Origin of the sequence: Staphylococcus warneri (assembly GCF_900636385.1) — a bacterium.
GTDB classification, from domain to species: Bacteria; Bacillota; Bacilli; order Staphylococcales; family Staphylococcaceae; genus Staphylococcus; species Staphylococcus warneri.
Genome location: NZ_LR134269.1, coordinates 1,538,583 through 1,563,854 on the forward strand (window position 1 = coordinate 1,538,583; position 25,272 = coordinate 1,563,854).

Annotated in this window: 19 protein-coding genes; 2 read left to right on the forward strand and 17 right to left on the reverse strand. The window is 32.3% G+C overall.

Translation table 11 applies throughout. The features are described from left to right. Positions 1-85 precede the first annotated feature (85 nt). From hslV to ylqF, 9 genes are all read right to left on the reverse strand, one after another. Positions 86-631: an ATP-dependent protease subunit HslV gene (gene hslV, locus EL082_RS07415; protein WP_002450559.1), complete on the reverse strand. Its 546-nt coding sequence runs from the start codon at positions 629-631 to the stop codon at positions 86-88. Then, on the reverse strand, positions 628-1,521 hold the full coding sequence (gene xerC, locus EL082_RS07420; RefSeq protein WP_103286312.1) for a tyrosine recombinase XerC: 894 nt from the start codon (positions 1,519-1,521) through the stop codon (positions 628-630). Before xerC ends, hslV begins: the two co-directional genes overlap by 4 nt. 164 nt (positions 1,522-1,685) lie before the next feature. Beyond that, positions 1,686-2,993: an FADH(2)-oxidizing methylenetetrahydrofolate--tRNA-(uracil(54)-C(5))-methyltransferase TrmFO gene (gene trmFO, locus EL082_RS07425; protein WP_103286313.1), complete on the reverse strand. Its 1,308-nt coding sequence runs from the start codon at positions 2,991-2,993 to the stop codon at positions 1,686-1,688. A gap of 116 nt (positions 2,994-3,109) precedes the next feature. Beyond that, positions 3,110-5,185, reverse strand: coding sequence for a type I DNA topoisomerase (gene topA, locus EL082_RS07430; protein WP_180991094.1), 2,076 nt, complete (start codon positions 5,183-5,185; stop codon positions 3,110-3,112). Between the two features lie 177 nt (positions 5,186-5,362). Next, positions 5,363-6,238 (reverse strand): DNA-processing protein DprA, encoded by an 876-nt coding sequence (dprA, locus tag EL082_RS07435; RefSeq protein WP_373364739.1) that lies wholly within the window; start codon positions 6,236-6,238, stop codon positions 5,363-5,365. A 234-nt stretch (positions 6,239-6,472) separates the two neighbouring features. Continuing rightward, complete coding sequence (sucD, locus tag EL082_RS07440) at positions 6,473-7,378, reverse strand: succinate--CoA ligase subunit alpha (RefSeq protein ID WP_002466045.1); 906 nt, start codon at positions 7,376-7,378, stop codon at positions 6,473-6,475. Between the two features lie 21 nt (positions 7,379-7,399). Beyond that, positions 7,400-8,566 carry an ADP-forming succinate--CoA ligase subunit beta gene (gene sucC, locus EL082_RS07445; protein WP_002466034.1) on the reverse strand — a complete coding sequence of 389 codons (1,167 nt, stop codon included), beginning with the start codon at positions 8,564-8,566 and terminating at the stop codon, positions 7,400-7,402. 107 nt (positions 8,567-8,673) lie between these two features. Continuing rightward, positions 8,674-9,444: a ribonuclease HII gene (locus EL082_RS07450; protein WP_002466053.1), complete on the reverse strand. Its 771-nt coding sequence runs from the start codon at positions 9,442-9,444 to the stop codon at positions 8,674-8,676. Continuing rightward, positions 9,437-10,312 carry a ribosome biogenesis GTPase YlqF gene (gene ylqF, locus EL082_RS07455; RefSeq protein WP_002466050.1) on the reverse strand — a complete coding sequence of 292 codons (876 nt, stop codon included), beginning with the start codon at positions 10,310-10,312 and terminating at the stop codon, positions 9,437-9,439. Before ylqF ends, EL082_RS07450 begins: the two co-directional genes overlap by 8 nt. 299 nt (positions 10,313-10,611) lie before the next feature. Between ylqF and EL082_RS07460 the strand changes: the two genes are divergently transcribed. Next, entirely contained in the window at positions 10,612-13,212 is a 2,601-nt protein-coding gene (locus EL082_RS07460) for a YfhO family protein (protein ID WP_002466048.1), read from the forward strand. After that, complete coding sequence (locus EL082_RS07465) at positions 13,205-15,814, forward strand: YfhO family protein (RefSeq protein ID WP_019235877.1); 2,610 nt, start codon at positions 13,205-13,207, stop codon at positions 15,812-15,814. The genes EL082_RS07460 and EL082_RS07465 overlap by 8 nt, the downstream gene beginning before the upstream one ends. Before the next feature lie 165 nt (positions 15,815-15,979). Here the strand turns inward: EL082_RS07465 and rplS are convergent, their stop codons facing one another. The 8 genes from rplS to smc form a co-directional block, all read right to left on the reverse strand. Next, positions 15,980-16,330, reverse strand: a complete 351-nt coding sequence (gene rplS, locus EL082_RS07470; RefSeq protein WP_002450570.1) for a 50S ribosomal protein L19 — start codon at positions 16,328-16,330, stop codon at positions 15,980-15,982. A 105-nt stretch (positions 16,331-16,435) separates the two neighbouring features. Continuing rightward, positions 16,436-17,173: a tRNA (guanosine(37)-N1)-methyltransferase TrmD gene (trmD, locus tag EL082_RS07475; RefSeq protein ID WP_002466037.1), complete on the reverse strand. Its 738-nt coding sequence runs from the start codon at positions 17,171-17,173 to the stop codon at positions 16,436-16,438. Continuing rightward, the gene (gene rimM, locus EL082_RS07480; RefSeq protein ID WP_002466057.1) at positions 17,173-17,676 is read right to left on the reverse strand and encodes a ribosome maturation factor RimM; all 504 of its coding nucleotides are present in this window, start codon (positions 17,674-17,676) and stop codon (positions 17,173-17,175) included. Before rimM ends, trmD begins: the two co-directional genes overlap by 1 nt. 167 nt (positions 17,677-17,843) lie before the next feature. Beyond that, positions 17,844-18,119: a 30S ribosomal protein S16 gene (rpsP, locus tag EL082_RS07485; protein ID WP_002466054.1), complete on the reverse strand. Its 276-nt coding sequence runs from the start codon at positions 18,117-18,119 to the stop codon at positions 17,844-17,846. A 531-nt stretch (positions 18,120-18,650) separates the two neighbouring features. Beyond that, positions 18,651-20,018, reverse strand: coding sequence for a signal recognition particle protein (gene ffh, locus EL082_RS07490; protein ID WP_002450574.1), 1,368 nt, complete (start codon positions 20,016-20,018; stop codon positions 18,651-18,653). A gap of 24 nt (positions 20,019-20,042) precedes the next feature. Next, on the reverse strand, positions 20,043-20,375 hold the full coding sequence (locus tag EL082_RS07495; protein ID WP_002466066.1) for a putative DNA-binding protein: 333 nt from the start codon (positions 20,373-20,375) through the stop codon (positions 20,043-20,045). After that, positions 20,362-21,606, reverse strand: a complete 1,245-nt coding sequence (gene ftsY / locus EL082_RS07500) for a signal recognition particle-docking protein FtsY (RefSeq protein ID WP_002466030.1) — start codon at positions 21,604-21,606, stop codon at positions 20,362-20,364. The genes EL082_RS07495 and ftsY overlap by 14 nt, the downstream gene beginning before the upstream one ends. Further along, positions 21,603-25,172, reverse strand: a complete 3,570-nt coding sequence (gene smc / locus EL082_RS07505) for a chromosome segregation protein SMC (protein ID WP_015365084.1) — start codon at positions 25,170-25,172, stop codon at positions 21,603-21,605. Before smc ends, ftsY begins: the two co-directional genes overlap by 4 nt. Positions 25,173-25,272 lie beyond the last annotated feature (100 nt).

Consider the following 25,272-nt stretch of genomic DNA (forward strand, 5'->3'; position numbering starts at 1 on the left):
TGGATGACCTCCAATTTTCTTACTTTCTGAAATCAATGTTATTTATATTTACTACAAATCAATTTGCTCGATTGATTATTGATACTTATAATGTTTCAACTATAATATTATCATTTGTGAAAACACAAATGTCAGATGCCACCTTCAAACTCTCGTAAGCCATTTCTTCTGCTGACATTTGTCCTGCGTGTCGTTTAAGTGCTCGACCTGCACTTAATGCATAATTTCCACCTGAACCTATAGCTATTAAATCATCATCAGGAGCTATTACTTCTCCTGTACCGCTGACAACTAAGATTGCATCTTTGTCCATAACAATTAACATTGCTTCTAACTGACGAAGCTGTTTGTCGCCTCGCCACTCTTGTGCAAGTTCAACGGCTGCTCTTTCAAGATTTCCACTAAATTGTTGAAGTTTTGTTTCGAACTTTTCAAAAAGTGTAAACGCATCGGCAACGCTACCTGCAAACCCTGCTAGTACCTTCCCATCGTATAAACGTCTTACTTTTCTTGCTGTTTGTTTCATAATCACTTGTTGTCCTAATGTGACTTGTCCGTCACCGGCCATCGCTGCGCCACCATTATGTCTTACAGCATATATCGTAGTTGCATGTAATGAGTTATCCATCATTCATTCTCCTTTTTTGCTCGAGGATGTGCATTAAAATAAACTTTCCTTAATTGTTGATTAGATACGTGTGTATATTTTCCTGTGGTTGATAAATTAACATGACCAAGTAATGATTGCACTGTTCTCAAATCCGCACCTTGATTTAACAAATGCGTTGCAAAGGTATGTCGTAATTTATGAGGGTGAATGTTCGTTACACCTGACGTACGTTTCACCACATCATTAAGTACGTATCTAACTCCTCTTTCTGTTATTGGTTGACCTTGCATATTTACGATTAAATAGTCATGATCAACATGTTTTAAAGGTTTAAATTCCTTTAAATATCGTTCTATACTTTGCTTACAAAATTCGCCGAAAGGAATAAATCTTTCTTTATTACCTTTACCCAATACTTTAACACCAGGTAACTTCATATCTAAATCTTGTGTTTTGATGTGCACCAACTCAGAAACACGTATACCTGTTGCATATAATAGTTCAAGTATTACTTTATCTCGCATACCTTTTTTACTATCAGTCTCTACTGTTTTAAATAAAGCTTCCATTTCTTCTTCATAAAAAAATTGTGGTAGATACTGTTCTTTCTTAGGGTGTACAAGTTGAACAAATGGATTAACAACTGACTCATCTTGTGTCATCCAATATTCATAAAAAGTACGTAACGTAGAAATTTTACGTGAAACTGTAGTTCTTTTCAAATTTTTCGAATATAAAAAACTTAAATAATTTCTTGCGTCTTTATATTCAAAGTTATTTAAATCTAAAGATTCCTGATATAAAAAATCATTAAATTGCACAATATCATCACGATATGATTTAAGCGTGTGATCAGAAAAATTTCGTTCTACTTTTAACATATAGAGAAACGCTTTTTGAATATCATTCAATAAATTTCGCCTCCATCATATTGAATTGTAGCATATCCGTGGTAGGGCTTACAGTGATTTGATATTCAATTCAAAATCTTTCGAGAATTGTAACATATCCCTTTATCAATCATAACCAACAAAAAGCTAGATAGCATAAGCCACCTAGTTCATGTTCTTAAAAATTATAAAGTCTTTTTATAATTTTCAAGATATTCTAATGCACGATTTGCTTGTGTTTCATATCTTTCTTTTTTATCTTTAATTCTCTTTTCTAATGATGGTAATAAACCAAAGTTGGCATTCATTGGTTGGAAGTTCTTTTCATTTTTAGCATGTGAAATATAATAAGCCATACTACCAATCATTGTTTCTCTAGGGAAAATAACCTCACCTTTATCTAGTAATTTATGTGCTAAGTTAATCCCTGAAACTAATCCGCTTGCTGCACTTTCAACGTAACCTTCCACACCAGTCATTTGTCCTGCAAAGTAAATATTTTCATGACCAATTAATTCATACTTTTCGTTTAAGACATCTGGTGAATTAATAAATGTGTTTCTATGCATTACACCATAACGTACAATATCTACATTTTCTAATCCTGGGATTAATTTAATAACTTCCTTTTGCGCACCCCATTTTAAATGTGTTTGGAAACCAACAATATTATATAACGTGCCCGCTGCATCATCTTGTCTTAATTGAACAACCGCAAATGGACGTTTACCTGTTTTAGGATCTTCTAATCCAACTGGTTTCATTGGCCCAAAAAGCAATGTTTTTCTACCGCGTTCTGCCATGACTTCAAACGGCATACAGCCTTCAAAATATTTTTCTTTTTCAAATTCATTAACTGGTGCGACTTCCGCTTCTAATACAGTATTATAAAAACGATCAAACTCTTCTTCGGTCATCGGACAGTTTAAATATGCTGCTTCTCCTTTATCATATCTAGATTTTAAATAAACTTTATCCATATCTATTGAATCTTTTTCGATGATAGGTGCTGCAGCATCATAGAAGTACAATTGATCTTTGCCTGTAATATCTACGATTTCTTGTGCTAAATTTTCTGTAGTAAGTGGTCCAGTAGCAATGATTGTATATCCTTCTGGAATACTGTGAACTTCCTGATTTAAAACTGTCACATTGTGATGATTTCTAAGTGTGTCAGTGATATAACCAGCAAAGTCATGTCTATCAACTGCAAGAGCGCCTCCTGCTGGTACTCTAGCTTTATCTGCAGCCTGTATAATTAAAGAATCTAAGCGTCTCATCTCTTCTTTCAATACACCTACAGCATTTGTAAGTGCATTACCTCTTAATGAGTTTGAACATACTAACTCTGCAAATTTATCTGTATGATGCGCAGGTGTTTGTTTAACTGGGCGCATTTCTATTAAATTAACTTTAATTCCTCTTTCTGCTAATTGATATGCAGCTTCGGAACCAGCTAAACCAGCACCAACTACATTGACTGTTTGTGTCATGCTTATGCCTCCTGTAGACTTCTTTTGGTTATATTTTAACGATTTATGGTCTTTATTTAAACTATAAAAATAGCTCGCACAACTTGATTGTGTAGCTATTTTTATATAAGTCATATCTATTTTTGTACTTCTTCTTTGTAATCACAATTTGAACAAGTGACTTGGCTGCTTCGACCTTTTTTCTTATCAACGAGATAATGATTACATTTTGGACAATCTCTACCTACCGGTTTATCCCATGAAATGAAATCACATTCTGGGTAATTTGAACAACCATAAAAAATTCTATTTTTCTTAGATTTACGTTCAACTACTTCTCCATCTTTACATGTAGGACACTTAACACCGATAGTCTTCACGATTGCTTTTGTATTTCGACAATCTGGGAAGTTGGAACATGCTATAAATTTTCCGTATCTTCCCATTTTGATAACCATTGGAGAGCCACAAACTTCACAGTCTTCTCCAGCAGGTTCATCTTTTATCTCGATTTTTTCCATTTCTTCTTCAGCACGTTCAACATCTTGTTTGAAACTATTGTAGAAGTCACCAACAACTTTTCGCCAATTCATGTCACCTTCTGCAATTTTATCAAGTAATGTCTCCATATTAACTGTGAATTCAACATCGATAATTTCTGGGAAGTATTCTTTCACTTGTTCATAAACAATTTCACCCAATTCAGTTGGCATAAAACGTTTACTTTCAAGTTTAACGTAGTTACGTTTTTGAATTGTATCTATCGTTGGTGCATACGTCGAAGGTCGTCCAATTTTTAATTCTTCTAACGTTTTAACTAATCGTGCTTCCGTATATCTCGGTGGTGGCTGTGTAAAATGTTGTGCTGGTTCAATTTGTGTAGCTGTGACTTTATCACCTTGCTCTAATTTAGGTAATTTATTTTCTTTATCACTGTCTTTGTCATCTTTAGTTTCAACATATAATGTCATGAAACCTTTAAATTTTATTGTCTGACCATTAGCTCTGAATTTAATATCATTTTGAGTGACATCTAAAGCAATAGTATCTAAAATAGCTGGAGCCATTTGACTTGCCACAAAACGTTCCCATATCAATTTATATAATCGATGTTGATCACGTGTTAAGAACGATTTCATTTCTTCTGGTGTTCTTAATGTGCTTGTAGGTCTAATAGCTTCATGGGCATCTTGATCCCCTTGTTTACCAGATGCTTTTCTTTTAGATACGTATTCATTGCCATACTTATCAATGATATAATTTTTAGCTTCTGATTTAGCTTGATCTGAGATACGTGTTGAATCAGTACGCATATAGGTAATTAAACCAACTGTTCCTTGTCGCTTCAAATCAATACCTTCATAAAGTTGTTGCGCAATCATCATTGTTTTACGCGCTTTAAAATTCAATTTACGTGCTGCTTCTTGTTGAAGCGTAGATGTTGTAAATGGATTAGCTGGATTACGTGTTTTTTCTTTTTTATTAACGTTTGTTATTTCAAACTCGTCTCCATCTAGCGCTGCAGTAATCTTTTCAACATCTTCTTTTTTATTTAATTTATATGGTTTATTTTTATAATGAAGGAATTTGGCAGTAAATTTAGACTTTTTATATCTAAACTCACCTTCAATTGTCCAATATTCTTCTGGTTTAAAGTTTCTTATTTCATTTTCTCTATCAATAACAAGTTTCAATGCTACAGATTGTACACGTCCTGCTGATAAACCTTTTTTAACTTTCTTCCATAATACAGGAGAAATATTATAACCTACTAATCTATCAAGTATACGACGTGCTTGTTGCGCATCTACTAGATCCATTTCAATACCTCTAGGGTGTTTGAAACTATCTTTGACTGCATCTTTTGTTATTTCATTAAATACAACTCTGTTTTCTTTTGAATCTTCTAATTCTAATATTTTTGACAAATGCCAAGCAATCGCTTCACCTTCGCGGTCCGGGTCACTAGCTAGAAAAACTTTTTTAGCTTTTTTCGCATGCTTTTTCAATTCTTTTACAACAGGACCTTTACCACGTATTGTTATATATTTGGGTTCATAGTTATCTTCAGTGTCCACGCCCATTTGACTTCTAGGTAAATCACGAACGTGTCCCATTGAAGCAATAACTTTATATCTTTTTCCTAAATACTTTTCAATGGTTTTAGCTTTTGCAGGCGACTCAACTATGACTAAATTATCTGCCAAAGTGATTTCCCCCTTGCTAATCTAATTACTAAAGATAAATGATAAACGTTTAATTTTGTTTTTGTCAATGTTTTAATATTTTATCAAGCATTTTGTTTTAACTTTTATTTAATTTTCCATTCATTTCTTTAATGATTTTAATCCATTTTCTTAAAGTCTAATTGTCTCACACTAACTATTTTATCAATTTAAATAGTCTTGTAAAATGTCTTCAGCACTAACGACCATAGAAGCTCCTTCTTGATGCAATAATAGATTTCCTTTTGTTTTTGAATCAAATAATTTACCCGGTAAAACATACACATTTCTATTTTGTTCTAATGCACAATCAACTGTGATTCTGCTACCACTTCTTTCATTTGATTCAGTTAATAATACACCTTTTGATAATCCACTAATAATCCTATTTCTTTCTGGAAACTTATACTTAGCAATTGGCGAAAATGGTGGGTACTCCGAAATAACTAACCCCTTTTCTTCAATATTTTTTCTTAATGAAACTAAGTTTCTAGGATAATAATAATGGTGACCAAACCCTAATACTGCAATGGTTGATAAATCGATTTTCAAGGCTTGTATGTGTGCTTCACTATCGGCACCTTCTGCTAACCCAGAAATAATCGTAATATTTTTTTCTTTAAATGAAGGAAAAAGATATTGTAGTGCTTCTTGCGTATAATTTGAACATTTCCTAGCACCAACAATTGCCAAAGTTTGATTACTTAAAAATAATTTCTTATCTCCCTTATAAAATAGAACAAATGGATAATCATAGATTTCTTTTAATAAATAAGGATAATCTTCGTCGAAAAAAGTGATATATTTTACATGTAATTGTCGAAGAATTTTCATAATTTCTACTATATTTATTTGTTTATATTTATGAAATTTTGATAAAAGCGTAGGATGATGTTGAGTAATCCAATATAATAATGAAATTTCTTGTTCATTAGAAGTCATTTGGAAAATATGAGGGTTGTACCGATAAAATTGATGGATTTGTGAGGTTGTAAAATGTGACCAGTATAATTTAGGTAAAAAGTTTTCGTTCAAATTCATTACTCCTTTAGCTCAATTATACAAAGAAATAACTCATTAAAACATTACAGTTAACAAACATCTTAATACGATTTGTAATGAACTTTTAAGAAGTAAAATCATCATTTCTTTATACACCTGAAATGAAATATGGCCGTAAAATGAATAGTAAGAATATAAATTTAATATGCGCACAAAAAAAGCTTAGACACTCATATAAAGTGTCTAAGCTCATTACATACATTATTCGTACGATTATTTTACAGTTAATAATTCGTCATAAATACCAGCTTTTTTAGCTGCTTCGATTAATGTTGTACCAATTTCAGAAGGTGTGTCAGCAGTTTCTACACCACAACTATTTAAAGTTTTAATTTTTTCAGATGCAGTACCTTTACCACCAGAGATAATCGCACCAGCATGGCCCATACGTTTTCCTGGAGGTGCTGTTTGACCACCAATGAATCCTACTACTGGTTTAGTCATATTAGCTTTAATCCATTCAGCTGCTTCTTCTTCAGCTGTACCACCGATTTCACCAATCATAACAACAGCTTTTGTTTCTGGATCTTCATTGAATGCTTTTAATACATCGATGAAGTTAGTACCGTTAACTGGGTCGCCACCGATACCTACAGCAGTTGTTTGGCCAATACCTTCTTCAGTTAATTGGTGAACTGCTTCATAAGTTAATGTACCTGAACGAGATACAACACCTACGTGACCTTTTTTGTGGATGTAACCTGGCATAATACCAATTTTACATTCATCTGCTGTGATAACACCTGGGCAGTTTGGTCCTACTAAACGTGTTTTTCTGCCTTGTAAATAACGTTTAACTTTAACCATATCTACAACAGGAATATGTTCAGTAATACAAATAACCATGTCTAATTCAGCATCAGCAGCTTCTAAAATAGAGTCTGCAGCAAATGGTGCAGGCACGTAAACTACTGATACATTAGCACCAGTTTCTTGTTTTGCTTCTTCTACAGTATTGAATACTGGAACACCTTCTACTACTTGTCCACCTTTACCAGGTGTTACCCCTGCGACAATTTGTGTTCCATAATCTAACATTTGTTTTGTATGGAAAAGGGCAGTAGACCCTGTAATACCTTGTACCATTACTTTAGTATTTTTATCTATAAATACACTCATCTTAGTGTTCCCATCCTTTCCTTATGATTCTTTCACAAGTTTAACAATTTTTTGAGCGCCTTCAGCCATAGTAGCTGCTGGTTCAATCGCTAAACCTGAATCATTTAAGATTTCTTTACCGCGTTCTACGTTAGTACCTTCTAAACGTACTACAAGTGGTAAAGTTAACTCTACTTCTTTAACTGCTGCAACAATACCTTCAGCAATGACGTCACATTTCATGATTCCACCAAAGATATTTACAAAGATACCTTTAACATGTTCATCACCTAAGATGATTTTGAATGCTTCAGTAACTTTTTCTTTAGTAGCACCGCCACCAACGTCTAAGAAGTTAGCCGGATTTCCACCAAAATGATTGATTGTATCCATTGTAGCCATGGCTAAACCTGCGCCATTAACCATACAACCAATATCTCCATCTAAAGCAATATATGATAAATCATATTTAGATGCTTCGATTTCTTTTGGATCTTCTTCTTCTAAGTCTCTTAATTCCATAATGTCTTTATGTCTGAATAAAGCGTTATCATCGAAATTAAGTTTAGCATCCAATGCTAAAACATCACCGTCACCAGTAGTTACTAGTGGGTTAATTTCAACGATTGAACAATCTTTTTCAATGAATACATTGTAAAGTGAAATTAAGAATTTCGCTGCTTTATTAATTGATTCTTTTGGAATATTAATATTGAAAGCAATTCTACGTGCTTGGTAAGGTGATAAACCTACAACCGGATCAATTGTTTCTTTAAAGATTTTTTCAGGTGTTTTAGCAGCTACTTCTTCAATTTCAGTACCGCCTTCTTCTGAAGCCATTAAAGTCACTTTATCAGTAGCACGATCAATTACAAAACCTACATAATATTCTTTTTGAATATCGCAACCTTGTTCGATATATAAGCGTTTCACTTCTTTACCTTCAGGTCCTGTTTGATGTGTAACTAATTGTTTACCTAATAATTCATTAGCGTAAGTTTCAACTTCAGATAGTGATTTTGCAATTTTAACACCGCCTGCTTTACCTCTACCCCCAGCGTGTATTTGTGCTTTAACCACATATACATCTGAATCTAATTCTTTCGCTTTTTCCACCGCTTCTTCAGCAGTAAATGCTACTCGTCCTTCTGGAACGGCTACGCCCATTGAACGAAATATTTCTTTACCTTGATACTCGTGGATATTCATCTTCCATCCTCCTGTTTCTTAGGTTAAGTTCCCTTTTAATTATAAAAAATGAAAGCGTTATTGTAAACTGATACACCATCTTTTTTGCAATTAATTTAAAATTCAAACTATTGTAAGATTGATTTTATCGGTTCAAAAGTTTTACGATGTTCTGATATGACACCATTTTGAGCAATACCTTCAAGATGAGCTTTAGTACCATAACCAACATTATTTTCAAAATCATAACCGGGATATTGTTTCGCTATATCCTTCATATAGTTATCTCGGTACTCTTTAGCCATAATACTTGCAGCTGCAATAGATACACTTTTAGCATCACCTTTAATAATCGACGTTTGATTAATCTCATTATCTAAAGTCATCGCATCAATTAATAAATGCGTTGGTTGAACCTTTAATTGATCAATGGCACGTTGCATAGCCAATCGTGTTGCTTGATAGATATTCATTTCATCAATTTCTGCTGATGTAGCAATACCATATGCATAATCTGTCACACCATCTATTAATTGTTGATTCAAGACAGCTCTATTTTTAGCAGATACTTTTTTAGAATCGTTAAGACCTAAATATCGATGGCCTGGATTTAAAATCACTGCACATGCCACGACTGGTCCAGCTAGTGGACCTCTTCCGACTTCATCAATACCGCATATAAATGCTTTACTATTTTGAGCTAAAATATCATTTTCATACAAATTCATTTCTTCATAATTTCGAATTAATGTTAATTCTTTTTCTAATTGTTTTTTTCGTGAGGTAATTGCTTTTTGAACACCTTTACGGTCATCGTTATTACATTCGTGTTGTTCAAGGACTTCTAACGAATCAATTTGATCAATAATTGATTTTATTTCTTTAATTGTTTTAGCCATGTTCAATGTCACGCTTCATTTCTTTATATATATCAAAACAATATGTGCCAATTTTAGCGTTACGGATTTCATAAATAATAAGTTCAATAACTGCTTCATAATCCACTTCGTTACCCTTTTGTAAAAGACCCCTACGACGACCAATCGCATCAAACCATTCCAATATTCCAGCTTCTTCATCAACATCAATATTGTAATGCTTTTTTAATCCTTCTAAATCTTTTTCAATCATAAATTGAAGACCATAAATAGCTACTTCGTCTAGATGAACAATGCTATCTTTAATTGCACCGGTTAGGCTTAATTTTTTACCTACCTCTTCATCTTCGAATTTTGGCCATAAAATCCCTGGTGTATCTAACAATTGTAAAGAAGTACCTACTTTAATCCATTGTTGTTGTTTCGTAACACCTGGTTTATTACCAGTTTGTGCAATACTACGATTTGCGAGCTTATTAATGAGCGTTGATTTACCAACATTAGGTATACCAACAATCATTGCACGTATCGCTCTTGGTCTTAACCCTTTTGCTTTTTCACGATCAAATTTTTCTTTAGTAGCTTGTATAGCTGCTTTCTCAACATCTTTTAAATTTTTACCATGCTTCGCATCTACAGCAACTGGATAATACCCTTTCTCTTCGAAATATTGTTCCCATTTTTCTAGTTCTTTTAAGTTTGTCATATCTTTTTTATTTAAAATAACCACTCTAGGTTTTTGTTTAATTACTTCATCAATCATTGGATTTCTTGAGCTATACGGAATACGAGCATCGACAAGTTCAAACACTACGTCAACTTTTTTTAATTGCTCACTTACTTCCCTTTTGGCTTTAGCCATATGTCCTGGATACCATTGAATTGCCATCGTTATCACCTTTCGTTACTATCAATTTTTCTAAAATACATATTGTTCAAATTATACGCTAACATCTTCATCTAGACTAGGTTTAGTTTAACACGATAAGCTTGTTAGACCATTTTACTTCATATTTTATATTTTAAGATTTTGTAAAATATCTTAAACAAAAGCATAAATACTTTTCATCATTCTTGCTATCACATACAATTTGATAATAAGCATGACTTTAAACTAACATATAAACCAGTTTGATTTTGGTAGTGTAAAACATGCTTATGTTATATATATGCAATTAGGAGTAAGACATGAAAAAATCACTTAAATACATATTCATATTCGTACTTTTATCACTTGTTGGTCATAGCTACGTTATATATAAATTTTATCATGATGGCATACTTTTTACCGGACCTAATGATGGTATGGAACAAATGGTTCCTATCCAAATGTTTCTATTCAATCAATGGAGTCACGGTAACTGGTTTTATTCATCAGATTTTGGATTAGGTGGCGACTTCTTCACCGATTTAAGCTATTACTTTTCTACAAATATACTTTTTATTATCAACGCATTAGTCATTATGTTGTTAAAGTTAGTTATTCATTTAGACACATCTCAACTATTATTTTGGATGAATAACGCACTTATCGTTTCAATTATCAAAGCAAGTATTGCACTTTATTGTACATATTTATTTGCAAAGCACCTGACAAAACATCATCTTATTAGTCTACTCATGGCCTTTTTATTTGTGATCTCACCCTTATATTTTAGATTCACCGTATATTGGCCATTTTTCAGTGATGTTTTTATTTTCATGCCTTTGTTACTTTTATCTATTGAACGATTTTTAAAAATGAAAAAATTAGGCTTATTTATTGTAACCATGTCGCTCATATTGATTAACAATTTTTATTTTGCCTATTACTTACTCATTATAGGCGCAGGTTATATCATTCTTAGAATCATCTTTAGACACCCTAACGATCTAGCCAGTCGTAAACAAGCGTTATTCATCTTTGGTATCAGTGGATTTTTATCGTTAGGTAATAGCCTGTTTATTTTTTACCATAGTGTTCAAAGTTATTTAAATAATCGTAGAGCGCCATTCTCTGGTAAAGTACCTAACTTCGAACATCTAGATGCAAATACAAATTTATTTTTTGATAATTACTTAATCGTCATTTTATTTATAACTATCCAAGCTATTTTAAGTTTCAAATTATATAAACATTTTTATTATCGACTTTTTGCCATTTTAACAATTATATTTATATGTTTTAATTTCATTCCATTTATAGACCAATTATTTAATGGATTTTCTGCACCTCAAAAAAGATGGCATTTTATCATTGCATTTAACTCAGCAATTCTCATAGGCCTTTATGTAAAATATTTTAAAACTTTATCGATTAAATCCTATCTCATAACTAATCTATTGGCTCAAAGTACTATATTTATTAGTGCAATTGCATATCATACATATGTTGCATGGATTATCTTGGTACCTATCGTATCTATCATTGGTTTATGTATTTTAATTCTAAACGATAGAACGAGTCGTACTAAATTGACTTATCTATTTATCATTGCCATTTCATTACTTAATGTGATGGTGTCGTTTGTTTTTATAAAGAATCAGATATACTTTGAAGATCATAAAGATAGAGCAAATACGTTCTACCTTAATTCCAATATGTATAGTTCCGAATTACAACGTGCATTAGTTAAGCAAATGAATCATTCTAAACGTAATGATGAGCGAATTGATTGGCGTGTCAATGAGCAAGACAACACACCTATGTACCAACATTTCAAAGGTTTAAGTTTGTATTCAAGTATCTTCCATCACAATATCCTCGATGATTATTATGATGATTTAAAGATTAACTTGGCTGAAGAATCACTGAGTCGTTATCAATCAACGAACGGTAGACAAAACATTGCCAGTCTATTTTCTATTAGATATGTCATGTTGAAAGATTATCAACATAATATTCCTAGTTACTTTAAAAAGGTGAAATCTGCAGGTCAATATTCAATTTACGAAAATACACTTAACCTACCTTCAGTTAAAGTTACAAATCATATTTATGATAAGGGATCTTTAAAGACACCTATTGATAGAGAGCATGCAATGTTAGATGGAGTCGTATTAGATAATAAAGGGGCAAATTATAATCAAAGGGCAAAAAATTTGTTAAATCAAGTTGATATATCGAGTCAAAACATTGTTAAATTAAATAAGCATCGTATTAAAGTAACTCAATCTTCAGGCAAAGTTAAGCTTCATTTACCTAAGAAATTACAAAAACGATACACTGATTTTTATTTAACGATGAAAATTAAAAGAGGTTTACCTGATAGTAATTATACGGTGAATATTAATCAATATAGTAACAATCGTCTGTACAATGATTCTGTTTATAGAATTGGCGTCGATACACAACTTTACCGAACACAACCTGATAAGAATGGTGATATTACGATTCAACTATCACCAAAAGGCACTTTCGATTTACAATTATTGAACCTAAATGGTGAAAATTATGATACGCTCAAAAAAGCACATCAATCCGCAAACTTTAATATGACATATCATGATATTAAAAATGGCGTTAAAGTTAATTTAGATAAACATTCCAAAGGCATGGCAACCATTAACATTCCTTATCGAAGCGGTATGAAAGCCTTTGTTGATGGAGAACAAGAAAAAGTTTATAAAGCCAATGGCATGATGACAGCAGTACCAGTAGATAAAAATGCAAAAACAATAGTCATAAAATATCAACCACCATTTTGGAATACAATGATATTCATTTCGATTTCAAGCATTTTTATAAGTTGGTTATTCGTTAAATACATTTATCCTAAAAAGAGAAAGAAGAGGACACATAGTGTTTAAAAAAATTGTTTCTAAGCCATTCTTATTATTAGCTTCAATTATTATTTTAAGTTGCATCTTATCATTATTCATATACATTCCATTCATTTACCGTTTCATCACTCAAGGCGTTGTCTTTAGTGGTGAGGGTGATGGCTTTAGGCAAATGATGCCTTTTCAAATGTATCTATATGAGCACTTCACACAATTCAAAGGATTTTATGATGAATCTTTTGGATTAGGTGGAGATTATGTTAAGGGGCTAGCATATTATTATTCCATGTCACCTTTAATGTGGTTAAACTTTTTAACGATATGGATATTAGAAAAAATTGGATTAGCACACCCTCACGATATTAGTTATTGGCCAGCTAATCAGCTCATAATGGCCTATGTTAGAACGGTTATTACATTTGTCTGTACGTTTTATTTCTTTAAATATATAAAGTTAAAACCAATAGCAGTTATAATGGCAACGATAATGTATGGTATGTCGACAGTAGTTCTCTACTATAACTTTACATGGTCATTTTACGGTAATTTATTAATCTTATTACCGCTTTCATTATTGGCTATGGAACGCTTCTTCAGAGAGAAGAAAATCGGGTTATTTATCTTTGTCATAGCTTTAACTTTATTTATGAACTTCTATTTTAGCTATTATCAAGCGATTGTGTTGGGCTTTTATTTTATGTATAGAGTCATTGTCATTCACCCTAAAGATATCGTAAATAGATGGCAAAAATGCTATCTACTCATCATAGGGGTTTTATTAAGCGTAATGAGTAGTATTTTAGGCTTATATACTGGATTGTCGTCATTTTTTAATAATGACCGAGCGCAAAATCCTAAACTTGAAACACCACTCTTTACAGATCTTGTTAATACTAATTTTAATATTTTTTCAGATGGCTTTTATATAACCATTACCTTTATTACTATTATTGCTTTATTTTCATTCAAATTATATCGTCATTATTATTTTAAATTATTTGCGATTGTAACTTGGATATTACTTATTGGTTCTCTATCTCAATATTTTGATAGTGCTTTTAATGGTTTTTCAATGCCGCAAAGACGTTGGGTATACGCTTTAACTCTATCTTCAAGTGCTTTAGTCGCATTATTCATTCAACATATCAGTGAGTTATCTCTTAAAAGATATAATCTCATTGCTATCCCTATTACAATTTATGGAATTGTTTATTTTGTATTAGCTGAAAAAACAATATATTGGATTCCAGTGTCTATCGTGTTGATATGTTTATTAGCTATATTGATTAAGAAACCACAACTTCAATCAAAAAAATGGATTCAAATCGCACTCGTATTAATGATTTTCATACAACAACTTGGAATTGAACATATCACAATCAAAAATACCATTGAACCGTATCAAACTACAATGAAAACAATTGACGATCCTAGCTACCGAGGTAAAGTATTAAATAAAACCATTCAAAATATCAAAAATTCTCAATCAAATCCACTATCACGAATTGATTATATGTCATTTTATGGTTTGAATTCACCATTTATTTACCACTATAATGGCATCTCACTCTATTCAAGTATATTTGATGGAGGCATATTGAAATATTACGATAAAATGATGCAAATCAATATGCCAGTGGATAAAAACAGTACCTACCGCTATTTAGGCAATCGAGCCAATTTAATGGCTATTTGGGGTGTGGAAGATCGCCTTAGACACCCTAAAGATTTAAATATGCCTTATGGTTTTGAAAAGAAAAAGCTAATCAAAGATAAAGGTGATCAATGGATTCATTCTCATAATACGATTAATTATCCAGCAGCACATGTCACAAATAAAATTTATGATTCAAGTGATTTAAAATCACCTTTAGATCGTGAACAAGCTATGATTCAAGGTATTGTATTGAATGATAAAAGTTCAAAACCGAATACATCGTTTAAACGAAATCCTAATCTTTTATCTCATGCTGACATTAAATTAAATCATGCTAAACAAATCAAAAATCATCAAATAGAAGTTACTAAAAATAATGGTGGTATGCAGCTTCAACTACCAAAATCTTTTACTCAACGTTATAAAGATTTATATATAGAAATGGATGTTGAGTTATTAGCACCTGACAAGAATCATCGTGTTAGTGTTAATGAATATAGTCAAGATAGGAATCCTCTTACTTATAAATATCGTAGATTTGTTAGTCCTGTCACTATGAGGGTAAAATCATCAAATCTATTAAATATCAAGCTATCGCCAGGTAAATATCGTCTTAAAGTTAACGGTATTTATGGAGAAAACTATCAAACTTTACGCAAATCAGAGAAGCACTTGAAAAAAGTGGATATCCATAAACAAAGAAATGGATATATGATTAAAAAAGATAAAAAAGAAGATGGCTATTTAGTCATGCCTATTCCTTATGCCAAAGGGATGAAGGCAAGTATTGATGGTCACGCAGTGGAAGTTAAAAAAGCAAATGGTATTATGACAGCTATACCTGTTAAAAAAGGCCAAGAACTGATTCGATTAACATACACTCCACCACACTTTTATTTATTAATTGTTATCTCAATTGCAGGTATTATCATTAGTATGATATTTGCTAGAAGTATTAAAAAGAATCATTAAATTATTGATAAATAGTTGGTCGAAGGGCACAATAATGAGTCCTTCGACCATCTTTTTTATATAAAAATAAATAAAAAAAGCATTAAACTGTGTCTGAAATGACAACAGTTTAATGCTTTATGATTGAATCTGATATGATTCAATTTTATTGATCGAATTGGCTGATTAACGAATTTCTTGAATTCTAGCAGCTTTACCACGTAAATTACGTAAGTAGTATAATTTAGCACGACGTACTTTACCGCGACGTTTAACTTCAATTTTTTCGATTTTTGGAGTGTGTAATGGGAATGTACGTTCCACACCTACACCTGAAGAAATTTTACGAACTGTGAAAGTTTCTGAAATTCCTCCACCACGGCGTTTAATTACAACACCTTCGAATACTTGGATACGTTCACGTGAACCTTCAATGATACGAACGTGTACACGTAAAGTGTCACCTGGACGGAATGAAGGTAAATCTGTACGTAATTGTGATTTAGTTACTGCTTCGATTAACTTATGATTACTCATTATAAATTCTCCTCTTCAACCTATGTTCTTGCCTAGACAAATGTATAGCAGCGGATCATAGTGATTTTTAGTGTTTTTTCACACTTAAATTATGTTAGCACAACGTTAGTCTTTTTTCAATTGGTTTTTGTATGTTTGTATTATTTTTTTATCTTTATCCGATAAATCATATTGCTCTAATAAATCGGGTCTCTTGTTCAAAGTACGGATTAATTTTTGTTCATGACGCCATTGATCAATATGAGCATGATTTCCAGATAATAAAACATCTGGCACTTTCATTCCATTATATTCACGTGGTCTAGTATATTGTGGAAATTCTAATAACCCATCAGAGAATGAATCATCTTGGTGTGACTGTTCGTTTCCAAGTACACCTGGAATTAATCTAACAATAGCATCAGTCATCGTCATTGCAGGTAATTCCCCACCTGTTAATACATAATCGCCCATGGAAATTTCGTCAGTTACTAAATGTTCTCTTATACGTTCATCATAACCTTCATAGTGACCACATATAAACACAATATGTTTGGCTTCACTTAATTCTTGAGCAATGTCTTGCGTAAATGGACGGCCTTGAGGGCACATTAATATAACGCGAGTATCATCGGTCCTATTGATGTCTTCCATCGCATTAAACACTGGCTCAGGTTTCAATACCATACCTTGACCTCCGCCAAAAGGATAATCATCTACTTGATTATGTTTATTTACTGAATAATCCCTAAAATTGATAGTATTCACATTTATAATATCTTTGTCTTGTGCTCTTTTTAAAATAGAATGATTTAATACCCCGTCAAACATTTCTGGAAATAAAGTTAAATAATCGATTTTCATTAATCTAACAATCCTTCCATTGGTGTGATGATAACTGTTTTATTTTCTACATCCACTTCTTTAACAACATCTGCTATGTAAGGAATTAAATATTCTTTATCCCCTTTAACAACCCACACATCATTAGCACCAGTTTCAAAAATACTAGTGATGCGACCGATTGGCTGTTGTTCATCGTCAAATACAGTACAACCTATAATATCTGAATAATAAAATTCATTTTCTTCAAGTTCAATGTCTTCATGATCTCGTTCTTGATATAATAAAGCACCTTTAAGATATTCTATATCATTGATGTTATCGATACCTTCAAACTTCAACATATGAAATCCTTTGTGTGTACGATAAGACGTCACAGTTAATTCTTTTTCTATTTGATTTAATTTTGCTGTTAACACTTCACCTGGTTGAAAACGTGTATCAGTAAAATCTGAGTTAGATTTTACTTTAACTTCTCCTTTGATTCCATGGGTATTGACGATTTGTCCTACTTCGACTTCCATAATGACTAACCTCCTTATATATTTATATATTGTTAATTAATGGTTTTACTATATCATTGATTAATATGTTATACATGCATTTTTATCATTCTGTTAAAAATAAAAAAGGACACCAATATATGGCGCCCTTTCAACTAAATATATAAACACATCACAAGTGACTATGATTATTTAGCGTATTTTTGGTCATCGAATTTTTTCAAAATACCTTCTCTTGATAAGATATTATGAACTGTATCAGTTGGTTTTGCACCGTCTTTTAACCATTTTAATGCTAATTCTTCGTCAATTTTAACTTCTGGAGCATTAACGTGTGCTGGATTGTAAGTACCGATTTGTTCGATGATACGACCATCACGTGGTGAACGAGCATCTGCAACTACGATACGATAGAATGGATTTCTTTTTGAACCTAAACGAGTTAAACGAATTTTAACTGCCATTATAAAACTCTCCTTTAAACATTTCAATTTTTATTTTCTACAAGAATAAATAATAACAGGAATACTAAACTTTGTAAAGACATTTTGCTTTACCAACACTTTTTTCTTTCAGAAAAATTAGTGTTGGTTATGCTTGAGCCTTGGTCTCAAGCGTTTCATCTTTATTAAATTAATGGAATGAATTGTAGATTTGGTTATGCATTAGCTTTAGCTAAGGCGTTCCCTCCCTTTCAGAAAAATTAGTGTTGGTTATGGGAGTGAGACAGAAATAATAATTTTTATTTCGATGTCTCACCCCGGCAAGGCTGACTAGGATAGAAAATCGTTTTGAATAAGCGTATTTTCTTCCAGTCAGCTACTGCAATATATAAATTTAGTCCATGATATTTATCTCAAGCGTTTCATTTTCATTAATCTCACGAAATGAATTGTTTTTTAGTTACTAACTTAAATTTTATTAAGTAAGTCGTTCTTTCTTATAAAAAGAAAAAATTCCAACAGACGTATATCTGTTGGAACCACAATATTATATTAGAAAGGTAAGTTCATACCTTTTAACATATTTTCCATCTGGCTACGTTTGGCTTTCTTACCTTTACCGCCACCAGTAAATTGTTTCATCATTTTCTTCATGTCATTAAATTGCTTCATTAAACGATTGACTTCTTGTAAAGAACGCCCTGAACCTTTTGCGATACGTTTTTTACGAGAAACGTTCAACATCGCTGGATTCGCTCTTTCACTAGGTGTCATTGATTGAATGATAGCTTTAATATGATCGATTTGTTTATCACTCATATTAAGTTGATCTAAGCCTTTCATCTTATTCATACCAGGAATCATTTTCATGATATCGTCTAATGGCCCAAGATTTTTAACTTGATCAAGTTGTTCTAAGAAATCATCCAATGTGAAAGAAGAGTCTCTCATTTTCTTTTCTAAATCTTTAGCTTTGTCTTGGTCAACATCTTGTTGCGCTTTTTCAATTAAACTTAAAACATCACCCATACCTAAAATACGAGAAGCCATACGTTCTGGATGGAATAATTCTAAACCATCAAGTTTTTCACTCATACCTACAAATTTAATTGGTTTTTGAGTTACTGAACGTATAGATAATGCAGCACCACCACGAGTGTCACCATCTAACTTAGTTAATGTCACACCCGTTACATCTAATTGTTCATCAAATGATTGTGCAACATTAACCGCATCTTGACCAGTCATTGCATCGACAACCAACATAATTTCATCTGGTTTAGCAATTTCTTTAACTTCTTGTAATTCATTCATTAATGCTTCATCAATATGCAAACGACCTGCTGTATCGATAATGACAAAGTCTAAATGTTCTTCTTTAGCATGTGCTAATGCATTTTGAACGATTTGTTGTGGTTTAACTTGATCTCCTTCACTATAAACAGGAACATCTAGTTGCTTACCTACTGTTTGTAACTGATCAATGGCAGCTGGTCGATAAATATCACCAGCAACTAACATTGGTTTTTTATTATATTTTTTTCGCATTAAAAGTGCTAATTTACCTGCAGTTGTAGTTTTACCTGCACCTTGCAGACCAACCATCATAACAACTGTTGGTGGTTTGTTAGCCATTTTAATCGTAGAATTTTCGCCACCCATTAAATTCGTTAATTCATCTTGAACAATTTTAATCACTTGTTGTCCGGGTGTTAATGACTGCATCACATCTGAGCCTAATGCTCGTTCTGATACAGTTTTGACGAAATCCTTTACGACTTTAAAGTTAACGTCGGCTTCTAATAACGCAAGACGAACTTCTCGCATCATTGCCTTGATATCTGCTTCTGTAACTTTACCCTTACCACGCATTCTTTGCATTGATGCCTGTAAGCGATCCGACAATCCTTCAAATGCCATAATTATTCCCTCCTCTTTTTATCACTATTCTAATTCTTCTAATTGATCTATATATTGCTTTAATAATTCTGGTTTATCAAGAGATTGTTTCATTTTGTCATAAATATCTCGTCGTTGTTCAAACCTTTTGTATAATCCTAATTTAGTTTCATAATCTTCTACTAAATCGCCAGTTCTTCTTATATTATCATAAACTGCTTGTCTACTCACATTAAAAGTATCAGCAATTTCACTTAATGCATAATCTTGTAAGTAAAATAATTCTAAGTAGTTTCTTTGTTTATCAGTCAGCAAAGATTGATAAAAATCAAAAAGATAATTCATTCGTAGTGTTTTTACTAAATCATTTTGGCTCATGAGATGCATCTCCATTATCAGATGGAGATTCTGCTAATTCATCTGGAATCTCTTCATTTTGTTCAATCATATCAGCAAATAATCCATAAACATAGCTTTCTGGGTTGAATGGTTGTAAATCATCTAACTTCTCACCTAAACCTACATATTTAACAGGTATTTTAAGTTCGTTTCTGATTGCTAATACGATACCACCTTTAGCAGTACCATCTAATTTAGTTAATACGATACCAGAAACATTCGTTACTTCTTTGAATGTACGAGCTTGTGATAATGCATTTTGACCTGTTGTAGCGTCTAAGCAAAGTAATGCTTCATGCGGTGCGTCTGGAACAGCTCTACCAATAACACGTTTTACTTTTTCTAATTCTTGCATTAAATTAGATTTATTTTGTAAACGACCTGCAGTATCACAAATTAAAATATCTACTTGTTTATTTTTAGCAGCATTGATTGCATCATACATTACAGCGGCTGGATCTGAACCTTCACTTTGACTTATAACTTCTACGCCAACTCGTTCTCCCCAAACTTTTAATTGTTCGATAGCACCTGCTCTAAATGTGTCACCTGCAGCAAGCATGACTTTTTTACCTTCCATTTTGTAACGGTAAGCTAATTTACCAATCGTCGTCGTTTTACCTACACCATTAACACCGACCATTAAAATAACATTTAAACGTCCATCTTCAAGATTCATTGCTTCTGATTTATCATCTTCTTGGTGATAAATTTCGACAATTTTTTCAACGATAACTTCACGTAAATCTTCTGTTTCTTGAATGTTACGACGTTGTGCTTCAGCACGAAGTTCTTCAGTTAATTGCATCACTGTATTAAAACCAACATCGGCTGTAATTAACATCTCTTCTAATGCTTCGAAGAATTCTTCGTCAACTTTTCTATATCGCGCTATTAAATTATTTAACTGTTCTTGGAAATTTTCTCTAGATTTTTCTAAACCAGCTTTAAATTTCGCACCAATTTTTTGTGCTTCTATCTCTTCAAAGTCTTCAATCGAAATTAAGCCATCTTCATCAAAATCCGCTTCACTTAATTTTCTAGGTTTCTTTTTAGGTTTATCTTCTTCTAGTTCATGTTGAGATGTATGTTGTTCCTCATCCATCTGTTTGGAAGGGTCATCTGAAACCTCTTCACTAGATAATTCCTTTTCAATATCTTCTCCTCTTGGTCCTGAAAATTTATCTTTTAAGCGTTTAAAAAAGCTCATGCTTCTTCCTCCTTCATAACCTCATCTATTGTATTTAGGTTAACACTCACTAACTTTGATACTCCTGATTCTTGCATTGTTACACCGTAAAGTCGATCTGAAAATTCCATCGTGCCTTTACGATGTGTAATAACGATAAATTGTGTTTGATCAGATAATTCATTGAGGTATTGTGCGTATCGAATCACATTGGCTTCATCAAGTGCCGCTTCTACCTCATCTAATATAACAAATGGTGCAGATCTTACTTTTAATATAGCAAATAATAAAGCAATTGCACTTAATGCGCGCTCTCCACCACTTAATAAAGATAAATGTTGTAGTTTCTTACCTGGAGGTTGAACAATAATATCGACACCCGCTGCTAAATAATCATTTTCTGTTAATTGTAATTCAGCTTGCCCACCACCAAATAGTTGTTTAAAGACATCACTAAAGTGACTTTGAACAGCATGGAACGTTTCTTTAAATCTGTCTTCTACTTCTTTATCCATTTCATTGATAATCTGTTCTAAAGTGGATTTAGCTTCTCTTAAATCTGTTCTTTGATCATTTAAAAATGTATATCGTTCATTTAATTCTTCAAATTGCTCAATCGCATTCAAATTAACAGGACCTAATTCGTCAATTGACATCTTAGTTAGTTTAACCTTTTTACGTAGCTGATCAATATCGTCTTCATTGTCATAGAGCGAACGTGCACGCTCAACAGTAAGTTGATATTCATCATTCAAATGATCAATCGCATGATTAATGAGTACATCTAATTTAGATTGATTAGCTTTAATATCTTGATAGTGATTTTCGATAGATAATAAATCTTGATGACATTCTTGTAGCTTACTATCATTGTCTTCAATCATCTGATTTAAGTCAACTCGTTGTTGCTTCATTTGATCAAGTTGTTCATTTAATTCAGAGCGTGTTCGTTCTTTATCAGCAATTTGTGACTTGATTTTATCAAAAGCTTGTTCACCCATCATTTCATCTGAATTGAATAATTGAATTTTCTCTTTAACTGTATCAAGTTGTTGTTCTGTACTTTCCAATTGTTTATCTAAGCGTTCGATTTCTTGCTGTTGTCCTTTAATTCGTTCTTTGACAACTGCTAGATCGGATTGCTTTTGATGTAATTGTTGCTGAGTTTGAGTCGTCGTTTCTTTTCCTTCTTTAGATAGCTTGGTATATTTTTCTATATCTTCTTCTAAATGTTTAAGTTGTGCTTGAATTTCTGAAAGATGATGCTGTTTTTGCTCAAGTGTTGCTTTACTTTTATCACTTTGATAACCATCATTTTTTTCAAATTCAAACTCTTCATGTTCATCTTTTAAATGCGTTTCTTGTTTCTTCAAACGATCAAGCTCTAACTCATAGCCATGTGCTTTTTCCTTTAAATTATTATAACTTTGACTTAACTCAAAGTATGTTTCACTTAACTTTTCAGATTGCGCTTGATGTGTTTGGAATTGTTTCTCAAACTCGTGTGTCTGCTTCTGATAATCTTTTAATTGGTGACGCATAGTTGTGAGCTCATCTTTTTGTGTTAAGATGCTTTTAGTTTTGCGGGCACCCCCACCAGTCATGGAACCACCTGGATTAACAACATCGCCTTCAAGTGTCACAATTCTTGTACGATAACGAATCGATCTTGCTAAATCATTCGCATGTTTTAAATCATCTACAATAATAGTATTACCTAGTAAATTTTCTACGATATTTTTATATTTAGAAGATACTTTTACAGCATCTGAAGCAATGTTAACAAAGCCCTCAGAAGCTTGTGCTGTTGATTTAATATCTGTAGCCAAATATCTAGGTTGAATAACATTTAAAGGTAGGAAAGTGGCACGCCCTAAACTACGTTGTTTTAAAAATTGTATCGCCTGACGACCATCTTTTTCATCTTCTACAATGACATGTTGTAATGATGCGCCCAAAGCAGTTTCAATCGCTTGTGTTAATTGAGAAGGAACGTCTATAATTTCCGCAACTGCACCGTGAATACCATTTAATTCTTTATCTTTAGCTTTAAGTATATGTTTAACACCATTAAAGAAGTAAGTGTAATCTTCTTCCTGAGTAGCGAGGCTATCAATTCGCGATTTTAACTTTTCATTATATCGATACGCTTGATACAATTTATTTTCGAATTCTGTTTGAAGTTGCTTTGATTCAGTTAATTGTTTTTCGATATTTTTAATTTGTTGTTCAGTATTATGCATGTCTTTCTGAACTTGTTGATATTCTTTATCGGTATTTGAAATATTATTTTGAATATCTTTTAATTGATTAAATGCTTCAACTAATCTGGAATCTAAACGCGATTTTTTCGCTTCGTTTTCATTAATTGTATGTTCTAAAAAGCGTATATCATTATTGACATCTGATTGTTCGGACATTAACGTATAATATTTATTTTTAATTTCTTCTAATTTCTCATCATGTTGTTCATCGGAAACATATAGCTTTGATTCTAACGCTTGTATCGTTTTATTTAATTCTTTTTGCTTTTGTTTTAGCTGGTCTAATGTTTGTATAGCTTGGTCTTTTTCGGATTTTAGATTGTCTAATTGAGACATTAAATTGTCTTGTTCTTCTTCAAACCTTGCATTTGTTTCAGATTGGTTCTTTTTTCTTTCCTCAAGCACATTAAGTTGACCAGAATACTTCTCAAATTCTTCAGTAGCTTTTACTAAATGATAATTTAATTGTTCTATATTTTGATCTAGTTCTTGTCTTTGACCTTTATACTTTTGTAACAATTGGTTAATTTGACTTTGTTCAGCCTCTTTATTCGCTTGCTTACTTTTTAAATCATTGAGTTGTTCATCTAACTGACCATTATCCTGTGTATATTGATCAATATCATGAACAGTCACAATCACATCGCTTTTTTTCATTTCAGATGACAATTGTTTATATTCTTTGGCAATCGCTGCTTCCTCTTTTAAAGGTTCAACTCTTCCTTCTAAATCATAAAGAATATCCTCTACACGTGACAAATTATCTTCAGTTTGATCTAATTTTTGCACAGATTCTGCTTTCCGTTTTTTATATTTTAAAACGCCTGCTGATTCTTCAATAATCTGTCTACGATCAATCGGTTTAGCATTTAAAATCTCATCCACTCTACCTTGAGATATGATTGAGAACGCTTCTTTACCTAAACCAGAATCTAAAAATAAATCAATGATATCTTTTAAACGAGCACGATCATTATTTAAATAGTATTCACTTTCGCCACTTCTATAAAGACGTCGCGTAACCTCTACCACTTCTGCATCTATTTGTAATTTCTTTGAATGATTATCTAACTTTAATTTTACTTCTGCAAAATTTTGAGGTTTACGATGTTCAGCACCTGAAAAGATAATATCTTCCATTTTAGAACCACGAAGTGATTTCGCTGATTGTTCGCCTAATACCCATTTGATTGCATCCGTAATATTACTTTTACCGCTACCATTTGGACCAACAATAGCTGTTACGCCTTTATCAAACTGCACATCAGTATGGTCTGCAAATGATTTAAATCCTACGGCGTCTATTGATTTTAAATAAACCATGTTATTCTCCTTATCCAAATCCTAGTTGATCCATATCTGTACAATCAACTTAATATATGATGCAAAGTTATTAACGTTACATCTTCCTTTAAAGTTTAAT